Origin of the sequence: Aliirhizobium wenxiniae (assembly GCF_014201355.1) — a bacterium.
Taxonomy (GTDB): Bacteria; Pseudomonadota; Alphaproteobacteria; order Rhizobiales; family Rhizobiaceae; genus Neorhizobium; species Neorhizobium wenxiniae.
The window spans coordinates 966,382-985,450 of sequence record NZ_JACHEG010000002.1 but is presented as its reverse complement, the minus strand read 5'-3'; the positions used below and the strand labels follow the sequence as shown (position 1 = coordinate 985,450).

14 protein-coding genes are annotated in these 19,069 nt (G+C 57.1%); 12 read left to right on the top strand and 2 right to left on the bottom strand.

Annotation, left to right across the window (positions count from 1 at the left end; all coding sequences use genetic code 11):
• Nucleotides 1-374: 374 nt before the first annotated feature.
• Nucleotides 375-2,303, bottom strand: coding sequence for an O-linked N-acetylglucosamine transferase, SPINDLY family protein (locus tag HNQ72_RS12650; RefSeq protein ID WP_183992578.1), 1,929 nt, complete (start codon nt 2,301-2,303; stop codon nt 375-377).
• A 388-nt stretch (nt 2,304-2,691) separates the two neighbouring features.
• Between HNQ72_RS12650 and HNQ72_RS12645 the strand changes: the two genes are divergently transcribed.
• The 10 genes from HNQ72_RS12645 (at nt 2,692) to HNQ72_RS12600 (ending at nt 13,595) form a co-directional block, all read left to right on the top strand.
• Nucleotides 2,692-3,573, top strand: coding sequence for a flagellin N-terminal helical domain-containing protein (locus HNQ72_RS12645; protein ID WP_183992576.1), 882 nt, complete (start codon nt 2,692-2,694; stop codon nt 3,571-3,573).
• Between the two features lie 321 nt (nt 3,574-3,894).
• Complete coding sequence (locus HNQ72_RS12640; RefSeq protein WP_183992575.1) at nt 3,895-4,779, top strand: flagellin N-terminal helical domain-containing protein; 885 nt, start codon at nt 3,895-3,897, stop codon at nt 4,777-4,779.
• A 302-nt stretch (nt 4,780-5,081) separates the two neighbouring features.
• Nucleotides 5,082-5,963, top strand: coding sequence for a flagellin N-terminal helical domain-containing protein (locus HNQ72_RS12635; protein WP_183992574.1), 882 nt, complete (start codon nt 5,082-5,084; stop codon nt 5,961-5,963).
• Between the two features lie 299 nt (nt 5,964-6,262).
• Entirely contained in the window at nt 6,263-7,228 is a 966-nt protein-coding gene (locus HNQ72_RS12630) for a flagellin N-terminal helical domain-containing protein (protein ID WP_148144381.1), read from the top strand.
• A gap of 195 nt (nt 7,229-7,423) precedes the next feature.
• Nucleotides 7,424-8,071: a FliH/SctL family protein gene (locus tag HNQ72_RS12625; RefSeq protein WP_183992573.1), complete on the top strand. Its 648-nt coding sequence runs from the start codon at nt 7,424-7,426 to the stop codon at nt 8,069-8,071.
• Complete coding sequence (locus HNQ72_RS12620) at nt 8,064-9,395, top strand: MotB family protein (protein ID WP_183992572.1); 1,332 nt, start codon at nt 8,064-8,066, stop codon at nt 9,393-9,395. The genes HNQ72_RS12625 and HNQ72_RS12620 overlap by 8 nt, the downstream gene beginning before the upstream one ends.
• Nucleotides 9,396-9,407: 12 nt before the next feature.
• A complete protein-coding gene (locus HNQ72_RS12615; protein ID WP_183992571.1) occupies nt 9,408-10,664 on the top strand; it encodes a chemotaxis protein in 1,257 nt (418 codons plus the stop codon).
• Nucleotides 10,661-12,127 carry a flagellar hook-length control protein FliK gene (gene fliK, locus HNQ72_RS12610; protein WP_183992570.1) on the top strand — a complete coding sequence of 489 codons (1,467 nt, stop codon included), beginning with the start codon at nt 10,661-10,663 and terminating at the stop codon, nt 12,125-12,127. Before HNQ72_RS12615 ends, fliK begins: the two co-directional genes overlap by 4 nt.
• Nucleotides 12,087-12,656, top strand: coding sequence for a lytic transglycosylase domain-containing protein (locus tag HNQ72_RS12605; RefSeq protein ID WP_373289446.1), 570 nt, complete (start codon nt 12,087-12,089; stop codon nt 12,654-12,656). The genes fliK and HNQ72_RS12605 overlap by 41 nt, the downstream gene beginning before the upstream one ends.
• Nucleotides 12,657-12,923: 267 nt before the next feature.
• Entirely contained in the window at nt 12,924-13,595 is a 672-nt protein-coding gene (locus HNQ72_RS12600) for a response regulator transcription factor (RefSeq protein ID WP_183992561.1), read from the top strand.
• 105 nt (nt 13,596-13,700) lie between these two features.
• On the opposite strand, the gene HNQ72_RS12595 is transcribed toward HNQ72_RS12600, so the two are convergent.
• On the bottom strand, nt 13,701-15,962 hold the full coding sequence (locus HNQ72_RS12595) for a DUF1217 domain-containing protein (RefSeq protein ID WP_244654383.1): 2,262 nt from the start codon (nt 15,960-15,962) through the stop codon (nt 13,701-13,703).
• A gap of 262 nt (nt 15,963-16,224) precedes the next feature.
• Here HNQ72_RS12595 and flhA point away from each other — a divergent pair, with 262 nt between their 5' ends.
• Both flhA and fliR read left to right on the top strand, forming a co-directional pair.
• Nucleotides 16,225-18,315, top strand: a complete 2,091-nt coding sequence (flhA, locus tag HNQ72_RS12590; RefSeq protein WP_183992568.1) for a flagellar biosynthesis protein FlhA — start codon at nt 16,225-16,227, stop codon at nt 18,313-18,315.
• Complete coding sequence (gene fliR / locus HNQ72_RS12585) at nt 18,312-19,064, top strand: flagellar biosynthetic protein FliR (protein ID WP_183992567.1); 753 nt, start codon at nt 18,312-18,314, stop codon at nt 19,062-19,064. The genes flhA and fliR overlap by 4 nt, the downstream gene beginning before the upstream one ends.
• Nucleotides 19,065-19,069: the final 5 nt, after the last annotated feature.

The following is a 19,069-nucleotide window of genomic DNA, read 5'->3' as shown; positions in this document are numbered from 1 at the left end:
TCTAGCCAGTTTTTATGGTTAACGTTGTATTCGGGCCGTCACGAGATCCCTGAAACTTCAGAGGATCGCTCGATAGTGAAGTTAGAGCATGAGGCTTGCGTAGAAATGGAGTGTTGAATTTAAAAGGAAATTCGACATTCCAAGGCTTGGGCGACCATCTTGGCGCAACAAATCGCGCCGGCTTTCGATCGCCAGTTCCCATCAGGTTAGATACCGGGCTGTCATGATGCGTCTTGCACGCATCTCGGCAATGATGTTCGGTTCCGGACAACGTCGTGTCGGGAACGGTGTGCTTCAGAGCAGCATCATGCTTGGAGGCTTTCGGGCGCAACGTTCAATGCGCGTCCGGCCAGGCCTGTGCCTGGCGTTTGTGTTCAGTCGGGCTTTTCCATGAAAGGCCCGCTACGTGCCGGTAGGCACGCAACATCGATATGATCGGGCTTCAAGCCGTTTTTGGCGCGCTCTACCATCGTCTCGTAAGCGGTTTCGAGATGCAGGGTGAAGCGTTCGTCGTCGAAAAGCGGGCTTTTCAGGCGATTGTCTTCCAGGCGCTGCCGCAGAGGCTTGAGCTGTTCGGGATTTTTGCCGAACTCGACGGCCAGCCGCACATAGTCGTTCTCGTCTTCCGCAATCAGTTCGGGCAGCCCGATTGCATGCAGCAGACTCTCGCTGACGCGCGAGGCGAAATTAGTGCCTTTGTAGGTCAGGACCGGCAGACCGGCCCAGAGCATCTCAGAAGTCGTCGTGTGGCCGTTAACGGGATAGGTGTCGAGGCCAAGGTCAGCGAGCGGGATGCGGTTGAGATGGTGCTCGAACTGCATCTTGGTCATGAAGAAGATGCGCTTGGCGGGAACACCGGCGGCGACGAGCTTCTTCTGTATGTTTATCCTGCTTTCGGCATTGTTGGTCAGGATCCAGAGAATGCCGTTCGGCGTGGACTTGACGATATCTGCCCACATATCCAGCATCTGCGGCGTAATCTTGCGGTTCGCGTTGAACGACCCATAGATGAAGGCGTCTTCGGGAAGGCCCACTTCCTTGCGCGTCATAGGCTTGGCAAGCGGCCTGTTGACAGGATCGTTCGGCTGATAGGTTTCCGGCAGGCGGCAGAACTTCTCGTAATAGTGCGGTTTCGAACTATCCGGCAAAACGTATTTGTCGCCGACGGCATAGTCGAGATCGACGTTGACGGTGGAGCCTGGGAAGCCCAGCCATGCGACCTGGATCGGTGCGGCCTGCATGTTGAAGACCGTATTGCGAGTGCCGATCGTATGGCCCTTGAGGTCGACGAGGATGTCGATATTGCGGGACCTGATTTCGGCCACGATCTCCTCATCGCTGATATCGCGCACGGTGACGACATTGCCCCACTCTTCGCGGTTTGCCTCATTGGCCGCCAGCATCTTCGGATCGGTATGGCAAAAGAGGGTCACTTCGAAGCGATCCCTGTCATGCAATTCGAACACCCGGCGGATAAGCTTCATCGTGGCATGTTTGTCGAAAAGGTCGGAGGAGAGATAACCGACACGAATCTTGTCACCCCACGTATGAGGCATTTGATGCCGGATTGCGGTCATCTCCGGGGAAAATCTCGGCGTGTTGCTGCGAGCTAGCTGGTTCAGATGCTCATCGCCGGTCCAGTGAAGGTTGAAGAAGGTGCCGTCCATCCTGACGAAGTCCGTCTCGCCTGACGCAATTGCAGCGTCGATGATCGGCTGATGGCGCTCTATCGCGTCGTACTTGCTGTGTTCGCGGCTGAAGGTGAGATACATCAGCCGCACCGGCTGGCTGTTCGGAATTCGGCTGAGCAGTACACGGGCGGTCTCGATGTCGGACGGATCGAACATATCCCAGGTGTTCAGCGAAATCCGGGCGCCGAGCAGCATATGCGGCAGCTCCTTACTCCTGATGAGCAAGGTTTTGAACACGCGGGCGACACGAGCTTCACCTCTCTCGACCAGAGTTGACGCGACGATGAAAGCCAGTTCTGGGTCGCGGGTCAGCTTTGGAAGGATGCGATTGGCCAGAGCCAGTGCCTTGTCCTTCTCTCCGATTTCGAAATTGAGCTTGATGGCATCGATCAGATTGTCGTCGGCATGTTGCCCCCCGAGCTCGGCAGCCAACTGGAAGGACTGGGCGGCTTCCGCCTTGTGACCGAGCTGCTTCAGCGTGCGGGCGAGCAGCGTGTAGGTACGGGCGTCCTTTTGAACTTCGAGCAGCCTGTTGATGGTGACGAGCGAGGAGGTGTAGTCGCCGCTGCGGAAATGCTGGGACGCGGCCTTGTAGCTGATCTCGGTCAACATCTGCTCCGTATTTTCGTTGCCGGGCCAAGTTCGTCTGTTGGTTGCAGAGGCTTGCTTGTGGGCAACGCAAGAAATCGATCCGACTTTGCTATCCGGCGAAGCTTGCTTGAAACCGGTGTTGGTTGGCCGGAGCCGGAAAAATGCTCGCGGAAATTATGTTTAACGTAGCACCCCGGGCGTTAACCGTTTGTTTACTATGCGTCCGAATTGACGACGACTCACCCCCAAAATTAAGACTGTGGCAACTCTTGGCTGGCTAATTTGGTCCTGCGACGGGTTGGTGTCCTAAACGAATAAACGGAACCGAGTGGCATGATGTCGGACCGTCGCAGCCGATTAAGAACCGGCATGTCCTCACCGTTTGTTTTCAGTCTTTAGGGGACACTTCATGTCTAGCATCAACTTCAACGCCGGCGCTACTTCGGCTCTCGAAACCCTCCGCAACATCAACAAGGATCTGCAGAAGACCCAGAACAGCGTCTCCACTGGCGAGCGCGTTAACTCTGCTTCTGACGGCGTTTCCTACTGGTCCATCGCGACCACGATGAAGTCGGACAATAAGGCTCTCGGCGCTGCTCAGGACGCTCTCGGCGTCGGCGCTGCCAAGGTCGACACCGCTTACGCTGCAACCGAAAGCGCCATTGACGTCGTCAACGAAATCAAGGCCAAGCTGGTTACCGCTTCGGAAAGCTCTGCCGACAAGGATCAGATCAACCTGGAAGTTGAAAAGCTTCAGGAACAGCTGACCGCAATCGGTAAGGCCGCTTCGTTCAACGGCGAAAACTGGCAGATTTCCGGCTCGAACACCTCGACCACCGCCAAGGTTGTCGACGGCTTCGTCCGCGAAGACAGCGGTACGGTCAAGATCACCACTGCCGACTTCAACCTGTCCAGCTACGCAATGTTCTCGACGCTCGCCAGCGACGTCGGTTCCGGCGGTATTCTGGGCGCTGTCATGACCATCGCTCTGACCTCTGCTTCCACGCAGGGCGCAATCGACGGCTTCATGACCACGGTTGAAACCGCTCTGTCGAGCCTGACGGATGCCGGCGCTGCTCTCGGCGCGCTGACCACCCGTATCACCCTGCAGGACGAATTCGCTTCCAAGATCTCCGACGCAATCGACTCGGGCGTCAGCCGCCTCATCGACGCCGACATGGAAGAAGAATCCGCAAAGCTTTCGGCACTCCAGACCCAGCAGCAGCTCGCTGTTCAGTCGCTGTCGATCGCCAACTCCTCGGGCCAGAACATCCTGCGTCTGTTCCAGTAATCACTGGCATCGTTCCGAAATTGGGGCCGCACCTTCCAGGTGCGGCCTTTTTCGTTTTGGGCGCCTTGAATTCCAGCGAAAATGCCGCTGCCAATCGCAGATATTAACAGGAAGTAAATGCTTAAAAATTAACGGGAAGTAAATGAAATTATAGCGTTTTTTTGTTTTCTTGTTTGGAACTTATTAACCTTAACGGTGTCTACTCGGCTCATCAAAACGACGGGCCGAAATTAACGGTTTCCGGCAAGCATGAAGCTGACTGTCGTTCCCGGCGAAATCCGGAATGTCCCTTCAAATCATAGTGCCAAAGGGGCAACTTTCATGACCAGCATTCTGACCAACACCTCCGCCATGTCTGCTCTCGCAACGCTGCGGAACATCAACACTGATCTCGCTTCCACACAGGATCGCGTTTCGTCCGGTTATCGCGTCGGCGCAGCTGAAGACAACGTTGCCTACTGGTCGATCTCCACGACCATGAACTCGGATAACAAGGCTCTCAACGCCGCTAAGGACGCACTCGGCGTCGGCGCTGCCAAGGTCGACACCGCTTACGCTGCAACCGAAAGCGCCATCGACATCGTCAACGAAATCAAGGCCAAGCTGGTTACCGCTTCTGAAAGCTCGACCGACAAGGACCAGATCAACCTGGAAGTTGAAAAGCTTCAGCAGCAGCTGACGGCCGTTGCTCAGGCAGCTTCGTTCTCCGGCGAAAACTGGCAGATTTCCGGCTCCAACACTTCGACGACGGCCACGGTCGTTGACGGCTTCATCCGCGAAGACAACAGCTCGGTCAAGATCACCACGGCTGAGTTCAACCTGTCCAGCTACGCAATGTTCGCGACGCTCGCCAGCGACGTCGGTTCCGGCGGTATTCTCGGCGCCGTCATGACCATCGCTCTGACCTCTGCTTCCACGCAGGGCGCCATCGACGGCTTCATGAACACGGTTGAAACCGCTCTGTCGAGCCTGACGGATGCCGGCGCTGCTCTCGGCGCTCTGACCACCCGTATCGACCTGCAGGACAACTTTGCAGCCAGCCTTTCCGACGCTATCGAATCGGGCGTAAGCCGTCTCGTCGACGCCGACATGGAAGAAGAATCAGCAAAGCTTTCGGCACTCCAGACCCAGCAGCAGCTGGCCGTCCAGTCGCTGTCGATCGCCAACTCTTCTTCGCAGAACATCATGACGCTGTTCCGCGGCTAAAAAAAATCCACTCTCGGATAACAGGGTCGCACCATGGTGCGGCCCTTTTTTACGTCTTGTTTTTATTTGTTAATTTTGTATTTCCTCAATCGGAGGCTGTTATCTTTCTGTTCATTCGTGTTAACAACCGCAAGCGCGCGTTAACTCTTCATTAACCCTGATCGGTTTTTCTCCTCGTCATTGAAACAGCGGGCCGGGCAGCAGCGAACACGCAACGTCCACCGGCCAGGCATGAAGCTGATCGCGTTTACCGGTCCACGCCGGAATGTCCCTCCAAACCGTGAGCCAAGGGGCAATTTGAGATGACGAGCATTTTGACAAATACTTCCGCAATGTCCGCACTGCAGACGCTTCGTGCTATCGGCAGCAGCCTTGCAGACACCCAGGATCGCGTCTCTTCCGGTTACCGCGTCAGCGAAGCCGCTGATAACGTCGCCTACTGGTCGATCTCCACGACCATGAACTCCGACAACAAGGCGATTAACGCCGCTTCTGACGCTCTTGGCGTCGGTGCCGCCAAGGTCGATACTGCCTACGCTGCGATGGAAAGCGCCATCGACGTCGTCGACGAAATCAAGGCCAAGCTGGTTACCGCAACGGAAGAATCCACCGACAAGGACCAGATCCAGCTCGAAGTGGCAAAGCTGCAGGAACAGTTGAGCGCGATTGCGCAGGCAGCTTCGTTCTCCGGTGAAAACTGGATGGTTGCAGCCGACAACGCCTCCAACACGGTCGTCGTCGATGGCTTCATCCGGAATGAGGACGGCACGGTCAAGGTTACGACCGCTGAGTTCCAGGTCGCCTCTTACGCAATGTTCGGCACCATCAATAACGGCGTCGGCGAAGACGGGATCCTCGGTAGCGTCATGAGCATCGCTCTGACCTCGGCATCCACGACCGGCGATATTCAGGGCTTCCTCGACCAGGTCGAAGCCGCACTTTCCAGCCTGACGGATTCGGGCGCCGCCCTTGGTGCTTTGATCACCCGTATCGATCTGCAGGATGAATATGCAGCCACTCTGTCGGACGCAATCGAAACCGGTGTAAGCCGACTGGTCGACGCGGACATGGAGGAAGAATCAGCCAAGCTTTCGGCGCTTCAGACGCAGCAGCAGCTTGCGATCCAGTCGCTGTCGATCGCCAACTCTTCTTCGCAGAACATTCTTTCGCTCTTCCAGGGCTAAAGTTTCGCGATCACTTGATTTCGATGACAAAAAGCGGGCCGCGTTTCAACGACGCGGCCCGATACGTATTCAGAAAAATCAACGGCTTATGCCGAGTGATGGCAGCTGGAATCCGAGACGATATGCTGGCGCAAGGTTGTTTGCGTCTTGTCCGAATCGTAGGTTTTCATTAACCTTCGTGTATTGGCCAAAGAGCCATAAACGTGACGCGCTTGCCATATGGCAGGCAGCATGAAGTCGATGCGTCGCGGCCGGATCACAAACGGCATGTCCTGATTCCGAACATAGGTGGTTAGAACATGTCGAAGATCATGACCGTCGGTTACGTGCAGAGCGCGCTACAGACCCTTCTTTTCGCGAGCGACAATCTCGAAGAAACCCAGAAGCGCACGGCATCCGGCCTGGCGGTTGAATCTGCGGCAGACAATGCCGGCTACTGGTCGGCCGCAACCAACATGACCTCCGACCAAAGTGTTCTCGGTAGTATCGGAGATGCGCTCAACCTCGGTGCGTCTAAGCTTGATACGGCCTATGAGGCCGTGACCTCCTCCATTAACATCATGGACGAGATCACCAGTCAGCTGGTGACCGCCTACGAGGAGGGTACGGATAGAGATGCACTCAACGGCCGAATTAGCTCGCTTAAGGAAAATCTGAACTCTGTTCTCCAGGCAGCGACGTTCTCCGGCGATAACTGGCTCTACAATTCGGATGAAATTCTCGGCGCATCGAAAACCATCCCGACGTCTTTCCAGCGCAGCGTTTCGGGCGCGGTATCGCTCAGCTATGTTTCCGTCGATACCGCGGATACGACGCTGATCGATTCGGCCGATGCCAATCGCGGCCTTCTGACCGGCGCGATCGACGCCAATACATTGAATTCCGACGGAACCGCGACCTCCCGCAACTACTACCTGCTTGACGTGGATTCGACCATTGCGACGACCGGCACGTCGATTGCCGTTTCCGACGCCACGACCTCGGCCGAGCTGGACGATATGATTGCCGTCGTTGGCCATCTGACCGACAGGCTCAATCAGCTGGCAAGTTCGCTGGGCACCGTCTCCGCCCGTGTCGATCAGCAGACCGGCTTCGTGAAGTCTCTGCAGGATATTCTCGACAAGGGCGTTGGCCGCCTGGTCGATGCGGATATGGAAGAAGAATCCACCAAGCTGGCGGCCTACCAAACCCAGCAGTCGCTGTCGTCACAACTGCTCTCCCTGCTCAACGGTCATCAGCAGAGCACACGCGTCCTTTTTAGCTAGTGCCGTTGGCGGGTCTTCATCTTCGCACAAGTTTGGCATCGTAGCTGGTTTCAGGTGAAAATGCGTTCATTCCCGGATGCATCTCGCCGATCGCTTCGAAGCGAGCCTGCCAAACGCACGAAGGAAGGTTCCACTTGTTCAGTTTTGAGGTAAGCCTTTTCATTTTCCGCATGTCGGCTCGGTAGGGATATCTCCATGAGTATGCCGCTTGCTCGTTACTTGAAGGATTTTGGCGCTCCGCAATCGCAGCCGCAGCCGTCGGAGTTCGTCTCCGATTTCGATTTTCCCGAAAACAACTTCGATCTCCCGGATGTGGCGCCAGAGCCTGCCGTCGATATCGAGGAGGAAAAGAGCAAGGCGCGCGCCGAAGGCCATGAGGCAGCCGTGGTCGAAATGACGGAACGCCATGATGAGCAGTTGGCGCAGATCACCGCAAGGCATCGCGAGGAAATCGAGGCGTTGACGGCGAAATACGACGGTGTCGTTGCCGAACGCGTTGAAGCCTTCCTCCAGGAGATGAAGGCGTCAGTCTCGGATGCTGTAGACACTTCGGTGGCGCGTGTCCTGCAACCTTTTGTCCAGGAAGAGGTCGCTCGCGCTGCTGGCGCGAAATTCGCGGCCGATGTCGCTGAAGAAATCGGGCAGGGCAGGACAGTGAAGCTCTCGGTGAGAGGTTCCGAAACATTTATCGAAATGATGCGCAAGCGGCTCGATCCGCTCGTGACTGAAGTCGAATACGAGGAATCGTCGGAAATCGACATGACGCTGGAAGTCGGTGACTCGATTCTCGTGACGCGTCTGAAGACTTTTGTCGAAGCGATGGAAGAGCAGATAGATGAGTGAAAGTCATCATCACGGCAAGAACGAAATTATTGTCGTCAAACGCCACAAGGGTGATCATGACGGAGCCCATGGCGGCGCCTGGAAGATTGCCTATGCGGATTTCATGACGGCAATGATGGCATTCTTCTTGGTTATGTGGCTCGTCAACGCCTCCAACGAAGAAACGAAGGCCTCGATTGCAAGTTACTTCAATCCGATCAAGCTGACGGACGAGCAGCCCAGCTCTGACGGTGTCAAAGAGCCGGCAAAGGACGCGCAAGGCGAACAGAACGGTCAGAAGTCGGACGTTGCAGCCGACAAGACGCAGGACGGTTCCGCCGCAGCTTCCGGCGAGGATCTGACGGCTTCTTCCGGTGAGAACACCAGTTTTTCCGAAGAGGCATTTTTCGAAAATCCTTACGCCGTGCTGGCTGAGATCGCTCAGGAAGTTGGCCAGCAGGCCAATGTCAGCGTGAAGGGCGAGGGTGGCGCGGCAAATTCCGGCCCTTCGACCGGCGCTTCCGGCGGCGAGGCCTATCGCGATCCGTTCGACCCCGACTTCTGGAGTAAGCAGGTTTCCGCTCCACAGAACGGCCAGAACGGTGCCGTTGCCGTGACGCAGGACAGCAAGCTGCCTCCGGCTCCCGATGCCAAGCCGGTCGAGACAGCCGCCGCACAGGCGCATCCACGCGCTGACACCCAGAAACAGTCGCCGTCTGACGCACAAGCGTCAACCAGCACCGATCCGGCCCAGCAACAGATTGCCGCTCTGCAATCATCCAAAGGCGCTGTCGACGGCAATGGTCAGCCGAAGGAAGAGGAGCCTTATGATGGCTCTCCTGAACCTGACAGGCCTCAGACAACGTCAAAGCCGACGGAGAAGCAAACCGAGAAGGCCGAGGAGCTGCGGGAAGAACTCGTCAAGGCTTTGACCGGCGTTCCCGGCAAACTTGCCGAGGGCATCATCGTTACTCCGTCCGAGGGCGGTATGCTCGTTACCATTTCCGATCAGGCCGCAACGCCGATGTTCGATCTCGGATCGGCCGTCCCTCGCAGGGAGACTGTCCTGGCGATGGAGAGGGTTGCCGCAGTCTTGAAGGCGAAGGCTGGTTCGATCGTCATTCGCGGCCACACTGACAGCCGGCCTTATCGAGGTGGCAACGCCGATAACTGGACGCTCTCGATGGACCGCGCCCATGCCGCTTATTTCATGCTTCTGCGTGGCGGTCTTGAAGATACCCGCGTGAAGCAGCTTTCCGGCTTCGCCGATCGCCGACCACAGGTTACCGATAATCCCGAGGACGGAGCCAATCGCCGTATAGAAATCCTGATTGCCGATGGTTGAAGGTAAGCGCTGATGTTCGCTCGCAGATACTGGTTTGTTCGCTCCACGTTTCTTGCGGCCGCGCTGGCTGCAGGAGTCGCCGAGACGCGCGCCCAGGACCAGTCGCTCGATGCCTATAAGATCTTGAGGTCGCTTCAGTTCGTCCAGGATTCCCTGGTGCTCGGAGATCACTCTGCCTCCGATCTCCAGCGCTATCTGCTCGATTCTCTCGACAAGAGGCTGCGATCTGCGGACAACGGCACGCTTGCGGATACGCGCAATGCAGACGCAGTCTTCGTTTACGTGATGAGTGGCGGTAATCCCGCCACCTTGAACTTCCTGGCGTCCCGCGACACTCAGGGATATCTCGACGCGCGTGTCGTCAACGTCCTGCAGAAATATCTCGACGGCCGTGGCGGGCAGGTTGCAACCTCGATCGCCTCTCTATCCCAGGAGTATCAGGGCTCACCGATCGGCCCTTATCTCAATCTTGTCGCCGGCAACGTCAATTATCCGACTGATCCGACCGCTGCACTGATCTTCTACGATCGCACCCGCATCGATGCACCGGGCACAATCCTGGAAGAGGCGGCGCTGCGCCGCTCCATCGTCGCAAGCGCAAGTCTGAAGGATGTCGACCGGGCTTTCGGCTATTCTGTGCGGTATGCGCGGCGTTTTCTTCATTCGCCGTATGCCAGCCAGTTCGCCGACCTCTTCGTCGACCTCGCGGTAACCAGCGCGCCGGGGCTTGGACATGACCGGGTTTCAGAAGTGGCCGACCTCATGGATCCGGACCGCGCGCAGGAGCTTTACCTGCGCATATCGCGACTGGCGACGCTGAAGGGTAAATATGATCTGGCGAGCTATACGGCCGAAGAGGCACGCAAATTGAACGATGTGCTTAGCGGCAAGGGACGTACGCTACTCCCCGGCCTTTACGAGCACATTGCCAAGGTTCCGTCTTCAAATGTTTCGCAGGTGGTTGACCAGCTTTCGTCGATTTCCCGCGAAGGACTTTCGGATCGCGACCGGGCACTTCTCGATGCCGCGCAACGCGTCGGCGAGGAAATTGTCAGGCCTGTGGATATCAGCGGCAGCAGCGAAGACACCCCTACGCCTGATGGCAGCACCCGGATTGCCGATGCCAAGCCTGATCCGACGACTGCAGGCTCAGTCGTGCCGAATGCTGCGACCGCGACAAATGCGGCCGTTGACGACTTCGTCACGCAAGGCCGAAACAAGCTGGGTGAGATAGATTCGCTCCTTGCGAAGGAGATTGGGGGTCGATGATGAATGTAGTGAGCAATGCCTTGCCGGCGAGCGCGGATGTTTCAACCGCAGCTTCCTCTGCGTCCAACAAGGGTACGCGGACTTCCAAGGATGACGGTTTCGCCAAGACGCTCAACTCCTATGGCGACGGCCAGGGCCAGCGCGGAAAAGCCGCCGCGGGGAATGACGATGGCGCGGCAACCGCGACACAGGCCGGACAGGATCAGCCGGAAACGGTTGCTGCCGAGCCGAAGGCGGCTGCTGGCGCTCGCCCGTTCGCGATGACTGTCGAGACGATGCTTTCAAAGGCCGCAGTCCAGGCCTCGGATGCTGTTAATCCGGAGGCCGTCGTTGAAATGCCGGTCGAGGGGCAGGACGCGGAGCCGCAAGTGCCTGTCGACGGTGCCGATATCGATACGGCGGCGGACCTTTTGGCCGACCTGCAGGCGGCAATGCCGGCCAATACGAAGGGTCCGAGCAGTCCGGTTCGCAACACCGCCGCCGATCAGGCCAAGACCGACAAGACGGACACCGATGCCGCAGATCCGGATGCTGCGGACGATGCGCTGGCATTGCTCCAGTCGCTTCCGGATACGGCGTCTGCCCAGACCGTGCAGTCGGACATTGCCGGCGATCAGCTGCCGGTACAGACAGATTCCGCTGAAATCGACGTAAACACGGTAACGGCACAGGCCGGTAATGCCGCTCTGTCGTTGAAGGACGCGGCGGCTGGAACGGCCACGAACACCGCGGCGACGGATACAAAAAACACCCAGCATTCGACTACGACTGCCGCCGATGTTGCCCCGGCGGTTCACGATGCGCTGGAGCATGACAGCGAGCTTTCGGTCGACACGGAGACGCCTGCGGTCCAGGTCACCGAGAACCGTCGATACATCGGCATGGCACCGAGCTCCAACGCGGTCTCACTGGCAACTGCATTTGGTCAGGATCCGGATTGGTCGGCTGCCATGAACCCGAGCGCAAAGCTGTCCAACGAGGCGCTTTATGCCAGCACGGGCAAGGTGGTGAATACGCTCAAGATCGAGCTCAACCCCAATGACCTCGGGCATGTGACAGCCACGATGCGCATGGTCGGCGAAGAGCTGAACATTCATCTCACCGTCGAAAGCAGCAAGGCCTATCGGCAGCTCATGCACGACAGTTCCACGATGCTCGATAACCTGAAGTCACAAGGTTACAGCGTCGACCAGATCACGGTCAGCATTGCGAGCGGAAGCAGTTCGACTTCGTCCGACAAGGGCAGCGATACATTTTCCAACAGCAGGCAGTCTTCCGATATGGGACAGGCGCAGCAGCAACAGCAGCAGAACGGCCGCCAGGGCGGCAACACGAGTGGCGGCCTGACAGATACGTCGGACATCGGTACGCGTGTCAGCTCTTCCGGAGGTAAGGATGAAGGTTCGGCTCAAGGCGCGGGTTCTGGCGGCGCTGGTACTCGTCCCGACACCGTTTATCTCTGATAAGGGAGAAGCCGCGGTCGGCGCTAGCCTTGCATGCGAACGGCAGATACAGCGCGCTGCTGCACAATATGGCATTCCGGAAGGCATACTCTATTCTGTCGGCCTCACCGAGACTGGGCGAAAAGGCTCGCTCAGTCCCTTTGCATTGAATGTCGAAGGCAAGGCATTCTTTCCCGGTTCGCTGCAGGAAGCCTTTACTCAGGTTGCGGCGTCTCGGGGGCAGGGGGCAAAGCTGATCGACATCGGCTGCATGCAGATCAACCTCATGTATCACGGCGCGGAATTTGCCTCCTTGCAGGATATGTTTGATCCGGCCCAGAACGTCGCTTATGCCGCACGTTTTCTGCGGCAGCTGTATGATCGGCACGAGACCTGGACGATGGCTGTTGCCCGTTACCATGCCGGACCGAACAATGACCCGGCGCAGCAGCGATACGTGTGTCGCGTGATCGCAAACCTGGTCGCTTCAGGATATGGCCAGTGGACCGCAGGAGCGACGAATTTTTGCGCTGGCGGCAACTGGAAGTAGATTGTCTTTCCAATTTACATCGCGCCTTTGATCTGGCAGCAATGAGGCGTGTCAAACAGGGGCATGCCGAATCCTGTTATGAATCTGTCAAAATCCACCGAAAAAATTGTGCCTGTTTTGGTTTGCGCCACTACATCTAGTGCAAATCGGAGAGGTGTGGTTAATCAATTATTAATTAGTCCCCACAAGTTTCTATAATTGTGGCTGACTCTCACGATTCGTACTCATGCCTCAGCACATGAACGCTGCTGATTCGGAGATGGGTGAATGATCGTCGTGGTTGATGAGCGAGAGCTCGTAACGGAAGGTTACACATCCCTGTTCGGCCGCGAGGGCATCCCCTCGGCAGGCTTCGATCCCGTCGAGTTCGGCGAGTGGGTCAACTCCGCAGCCGATGCCGATATCCGCGCCATCGAAGCCTTCCTTATCGGCCAGACCAGGAACGCCTGCGATCTGCCGCGTACCATCCGCGATCGTTCCACTGCACCGGTCATCGCCGTTTCCGATCAGCCGTCCCTCGATGCAACGCTCGCGCTGTTCGATGCCGGCGTCGACGACGTTGTCCGCAAGCCGGTTCATCCGCGCGAGATCCTGGCGCGCGCCGCTGCCATCCGTCGCCGCCTGACCGCCATCGCCAATTACACCGATATCGGTTCGATCCGCGTCTATTCCGATGGTCGCGATCCCGAGATTGGCGGCGAAGTCTTCCCGTTGCCGCGGCGCGAGCGCCGCATTCTCGAATATCTGGTCGCCAATCGCGGCCGGCGTGTTTCCAAGGCGCAGATCTTCTCGGCCATCTACGGCATCTTCGACGAGGACGTCGAGGAAAACGTGGTCGAGAGCCATATCAGCAAATTGCGCAAGAAGCTCCGCAAGAAGCTCGGAACCGACCCGATCGATTCAAAGCGCTTCCTCGGTTATTGCATCGACTGGAATTGATGACGACACAGCATGGTGCTGTCCTGTTCAACTCAAAAACACCGCCCGATCGCTTCGGGCGGTGTTTTATTTGAGATGACAGAAAAAGATGGATGAAGCTCTTCGTTAGCGTGCCGAAAGCTGGGCCACGGCCAGCAGCGTGTCAGGGCTGATCGAGGAGGAGCTGCCCTGAAGAATGGAAAGGGCAGCCGAGTCTGTGGCGCCATTCTGGCTGTCGTAAAGTGCGGTGAAGCGTTGGATGACCTTCTGCACATAGTCCGGATCGGATAATTTATCGAGCTCGACGAATTTCTCGACGGTCGCGGCCTGCTTCTCAAGCTCCTGGCTGGAGAAATAGGTCGACAGATTGTAGGCCGTCTTGAAAAAGTTGAGTAGTGCGGAATCCCCAAGGATGTCGTAGGCACTGGTGATCGACGAGGCTTTGCGCTCGAAATAGAGAGCAAGTCGAACGCCCTCGTTGGTATCACCCTGTTCTTCTTCCAGTGTCTGTCGATAGTAGTTACTGACAGTCTGGAAAACGTCGCCCCTCTGCTGGACCGTGCCGAGCGTGTCGGATGTCAGGTTGCCTTCAGTGTCGAAATTGAAGGAAGCGACGATCTTGGCGAAGCTCTTGTTGTCCAACTGGTTGACGTAGCTTTTCGGATCGTCGAGATCCGAAGCGAACATCTGCTGCAGCTCGTCCTTTGTGACGCTCTTCGGATCGATTTCCTGGCTCTCGAGCAGGAAGTTGACGAGCCTGCTGTCCGATAGAAGCTCATCGACAGTCGAAATCGATTCCATCTTCTTTTCGAAATACTCGATCTCGTCAGTAGCGGTTTCGCCCGCTTTTTGCCTCTCATCGCCCTTCAGGAAGCGTGTCTTGAGGCTGAGGTAATCCGCGGTAAAGTCCTGGGTAACGTTTTCCGACTGTGCCAGAAGTGGGGTGTCGACGTCGCCCTTGGTATCGAAATTGAACGCTTTGACGAGCGCCACATACCGTTCGTCACCCAGCTGATTGGCGTAGCTGTCCTTGTCTTCGAGATTGCTGGAAAGGATCTTGCGCAAGGCCGTCATCTTGACCTCACTTGGGTCGATGCCAAAGGCGCGTAACGCGACATCCCATATTTCGGTAACGTCGTCGTTGTTCGCATCGTCGTCATCCGCATTCGACTTGAAGAAGTCATCAATGCTTTTGACGTCGGCGATGCGGGTCTCGAAATTGGAGACGGCATTTTCCACGGCATCGGCCTGGGTGGCCTGGAATGCCGTTTTGTACTTGGCCTCGAGATTGGTCGCCTGTTCGCTGGTCTGGGCCGAACCACCGGCCGCAACCGTTCCGTCGGTCTGGAAACTGAAATAATCCAGTAGCTCAGTATTGCCGATCGTCTCGGCGAATGTCCGGCTGTACATCATACTGGCAACGCTCGATGCCATCATCGTGTCGCGCAGTCCGAAAGCCGTTTTGGCATACTCCAGAAGCCGCGAATCCGAAGTGATTTCGGAAGCGCTTCCGGCCTCGGCAACGTGTTTTTCCCAGTAGGACTGGTTCGCATCCAAGAGCAGGTCGGAGGGATAGGTCGACTTGTTGTAAATGTAGTCGAGCCGTAGATCTGATGTCTGTTCAGCGCTCTGCGCGGTCTCGCCCGCAGCGACTGTGCCATCGGAGCTGAAATTGAAAGCCGCAGCCAGTTTTCGCCAGGCATCGTTGCTTGCCTGATTGGCAACGCTGTCGGGATCGTTCAGATCGCTTGTCAGGACCTGAGATAGATAGTTCTTGGAGGTGTATTTCGCGTCGAGCCCGAACGATTCCAGCACGTAAGTGCGTAGCCGGTCATTGCCGATAATGTCGTTGACATGATCGACGCTGCCGATCTTGCTCTGGAAATAGGACACCTCGGACTTGATGTCCGTTTCTTCCTGCGTAAACGAATCCTGGTAGGCAGTGACGAGGTTCTCGGTCTGGGCCGATGTTTGTGCCTTCGCCGAATCGCCCGAGAAATTGTAGGCCTTGGCGAAATCCGCGTATCGAGTGTCGGTGAGTGAATTGGCGAAGCTGGAATCGTCGTTCGGATCGCTTTCCAGCACCTTCTTCATGAAGGCCTTGGCATAGGTCATCTCCTCGAGGCCGTAAGCCTTCATTGCATAGGAGAACAACCGGTAATCGTTGACGAATTCCTCAGCCGTGGTGACCTTGCCGATATTTTCTTCGTAATAGGCCGTGTTGCTTGCAACATCACCCTGGCTTGCAACGCGCGACAACGAGGAATTGATGTCTCTGTTGAGGACAAGATAGCTCGTATATGTGGAGAATGCGCTTGAAACCATGCGGATGGAAGCCTTTTTGCTTGCTGCAATGGCCGATATCATGGCCCAGACTTGCGCTTCCATCGCGCACACGTCCACCGGGCATCCTTGCCCTCGGGACTTAATTCGTGATGAACGTAGCTGAAAAATGCTCTTGTGTCATCCCCGTCCGGCCATCAATTCCGGGAATGGCTTAACGCGCCGTCACTCTCACGCAAGCTTCGCTTTCTAGATTTTACCCAAACCGGCTGGCTGTCCGATGTTGCGACGGCTGTCCGAATTCAAGGACTTTGGAAGCGAAAGCGCCTCAGGCGGTTTCCGCATCTCATGACGAGACGGAGCAGAAATGGCCACCCCTCAGAGTATCCTGCCGTTGCCGAAGGTCGCGCCGAAGGGCCGCGATATCGGTTTTGCCGTCGGCATAGTCACGATCCTTTGCATTCTCTTCCTGCCGATCCCGGTCTTCATGATCGACGTGGGGCTGGCCTTCTCCATCGCCTTCGCCGTCCTCATCCTGATGGTTTCGCTCTGGATCCAGCGCCCTCTGGATTTCTCGTCCTTCCCGACGATCCTTCTGATCGCCACCATGATTCGTCTGGCGCTCAACATTGCGACAACGCGCGTCATCCTCTCTCACGGACATGAGGGACATGATGCGGCTGGCGGTGTTATCGCCGGCTTCTCCAGTCTGGTCATGTCCGGCGACTTCGTTATCGGTCTGATCGTCTTTCTGATCCTGATCGTCGTCAACTTCATCGTCATCACCAAGGGTGCCACCCGTATCGCGGAAGTCGGCGCCCGCTTCACCCTCGATGCCATTCCCGGCAAGCAGATGTCGATCGATGCGGACCTGTCCGCCGGCACGATCGACGAGAAGGAAGCCCAGCGCCGCCGTAGTGAACTCGAAGAGGAAAGCTCCTTCTACGGCGCGATGGACGGTGCTTCGAAATTCGTTCGCGGCGATGCGGTCGCAGGCCTGTTGATCACGGCGATCAACATTTTCGGCGGCATCATCATCGGCTATTTCCGTCACGGAATGGAAATCGGCGAAGCGGCCGATGTCTTCGTCAAGCTTTCTGTCGGTGACGGTATCGTAACCCAGATTCCGGCTCTCATTGTCTCGCTCGCCGCCGGCCTCATCGTCACGCGGGGCGGTACCAAGGGCTCCACCGACACGGCCGTTATCGGCCAGTTGAGCGGTTATCCCAAGGCCATGTCCGTCGCTGCGGGCCTGATGTTCGTTCTCGCGCTCATTCCGGGCCTGCCCCTTCTGCCGTTCACCGCCCTTGGCGGTCTTCTGGCCGCCGGCGCATGGATCGTTCCTCGCCAGATCGAGGCGCAGAACAAGCTCCTGCGCGAAGAGGAGGAAAAGAAGGCTGTCCAGAAGCAGGAGGTCGAAAAGGACACGGTCAAGAACGTCCTCAAGACCACCGAGATCGAACTGGCGCTCGGCAAGCTCGTTTCGCCGCGCCTGCTGGGAGCCCATCAGGAACTTGCCTTCCGCGTCAGCAAGATGCGCAAGAAGTTTGCCGTCCAGTACGGTTTCGTCGTTCCCGAAATCAAGGTCACCGACGATATCGCCATCCCGGACAAGTCCTACCAGATCCGCATCCATGGCACGACGGTCGCCGCAAGCACGCTGCGTGTTGGTGAAGTGCTCGTCATCACCGGCAAGCGCCACAAGCCGTCGGTTCCTGGCGACGAGGTTCGCGAACCCGCCTTCGGCATGCCGGCGGTCTCAGTTCTGGAGCATTTCGTCGAAGATCTGAAGCGCGAGGGCTTCCACCCGATCGACAATATCTCCGCGCTGCTGACGCATGTGAGCGAGGTAATCCGCAACAACCTGCCGTCGCTTCTGTCGTTCAAGGATGTGAAAATCCTGATCGATCGCCTGGACCCGGAATACAAGAAGCTTGCCGACGAGATCTGCTCGTCTCACATGTCCTATTCCGGCCTGCAGGCCATCTTGAAGCTGTTGCTGGCCGAGCGTGTTTCGATCCGCAACCTGCATCTCATTCTCGAAGCGGTGGCCGAACTCGCGCCGCATCTGAAGAAGGCCGAGCAGATCGTCGAACATGTGCGTGTCCGCATGGCGCAGCAGATCTGCGGCGATCTTTCCGACAACGGCGTCCTGCGCGTCGTCCGTATCGGTACCAAGTGGGACCTGATTTTCCAGCAGGCGCTCAAGCGCGACGCCAAGGGTGAAGTGATCGAATTCGATATCGATCCCCGCCATCTGGAAGAGTTCAGCAACGAGGCAAGCAAGGTTATCCGTGAATTCATGGACGAGGGTCTGCCTTTTGTACTTGTTACCCTGCCCGAAACGCGCTCCTATGTCCGCATGATCACCGAACGCCTGTTCTCGACGCTTCCGGTGCTCTCCCACGTCGAGTTGGCAAAAGGCACGGAAATTAAGATACTCGGTTCGATTTCATGATCCCCGATCCCCAGGGCGCCATAATGGCGCTTTTCCTGGCATTCTGCCGAATAGGTGGATGCGTGATGATGATGCCAGGGTTCTCATCGGCACGTCTGCCGATGCAGATCAGGCTTTTTCTGGCGCTGGCGTTATCGCTGGCGCTTTTGCCTTTGTTCTGGGATATCCTCTATCCGCCCGCCTCGGCCGCGCCCGAAGTCTTCCTCGTGACGATCTTCTCCGAGACGATGACGGGCGTCATCTTTGGCCTCGTCGCGCGTATCTATGTTCTCGGCATCCAGTTTGCGGGTGCGATAATCGGCATGGCCATTTCGTTCAATGCCACGCCTTCGGGAGACATATTCGAAGACAGTTCCGACAACTCGCTGACCAGTCTTCTGGCAACGGGCGCGCTTCTCATCCTTTTTGTTCTGGATTTCCACCATTACATGATCAAGGAGCTGGCCGAATCCTATCAGAGCATTCCGGTGGGCTCGTTGATCGGCTCGCAACGCTCGCTGGTCAGTCTGACGGACACGCTCTCCGCCTCTTTCATGATCATGTTGAGGCTCGCGAGTCCCTTCATCCTTTACGGCCTGCTGTTCAACGTGGTCGTTGGCCTCATCAACAAGCTGGCGCCGCAAATCCCTCTCTACTTCATTTCCACGCCTTTCGCGCTGGCAGGCGGTATCCTGCTGATTTATTTCGGCATGGCGGCAATTCTCGACCAGTTTGCCGATGGCTTCTTCGTCATCTTCGGCAATCTATAGGAGCG

Excerpts from the sequence above, each read along its gene's own strand:
- fliR (WP_183992567.1), top strand. The coding sequence starts at position 18,312 with ATGATCCCCGATCCCCAGGGCGCCATAATGGCGCTTTTCCTGGCATTC.
- HNQ72_RS12615 (WP_183992571.1), top strand. The coding sequence starts at position 9,408 with ATGTTCGCTCGCAGATACTGGTTTGTTCGCTCCACGTTTCTTGCGGCC.
- HNQ72_RS12645 (WP_183992576.1), top strand. The coding sequence starts at position 2,692 with ATGTCTAGCATCAACTTCAACGCCGGCGCTACTTCGGCTCTCGAAACC.
- HNQ72_RS12630 (WP_148144381.1), top strand. The coding sequence starts at position 6,263 with ATGTCGAAGATCATGACCGTCGGTTACGTGCAGAGCGCGCTACAGACC.
- HNQ72_RS12640 (WP_183992575.1), top strand. The coding sequence starts at position 3,895 with ATGACCAGCATTCTGACCAACACCTCCGCCATGTCTGCTCTCGCAACG.
- HNQ72_RS12600 (WP_183992561.1), top strand. The coding sequence starts at position 12,924 with ATGATCGTCGTGGTTGATGAGCGAGAGCTCGTAACGGAAGGTTACACA.
- fliK (WP_183992570.1), top strand. The coding sequence starts at position 10,661 with ATGATGAATGTAGTGAGCAATGCCTTGCCGGCGAGCGCGGATGTTTCA.
- HNQ72_RS12635 (WP_183992574.1), top strand. The coding sequence starts at position 5,082 with ATGACGAGCATTTTGACAAATACTTCCGCAATGTCCGCACTGCAGACG.
- HNQ72_RS12625 (WP_183992573.1), top strand. The coding sequence starts at position 7,424 with ATGAGTATGCCGCTTGCTCGTTACTTGAAGGATTTTGGCGCTCCGCAA.
- HNQ72_RS12595 (WP_244654383.1), bottom strand. The coding sequence starts at position 15,962 with ATGGAAGCGCAAGTCTGGGCCATGATATCGGCCATTGCAGCAAGCAAA.
- HNQ72_RS12620 (WP_183992572.1), top strand. The coding sequence starts at position 8,064 with ATGAGTGAAAGTCATCATCACGGCAAGAACGAAATTATTGTCGTCAAA.
- flhA (WP_183992568.1), top strand. The coding sequence starts at position 16,225 with ATGGCCACCCCTCAGAGTATCCTGCCGTTGCCGAAGGTCGCGCCGAAG.
- HNQ72_RS12650 (WP_183992578.1), bottom strand. The coding sequence starts at position 2,303 with ATGTTGACCGAGATCAGCTACAAGGCCGCGTCCCAGCATTTCCGCAGC.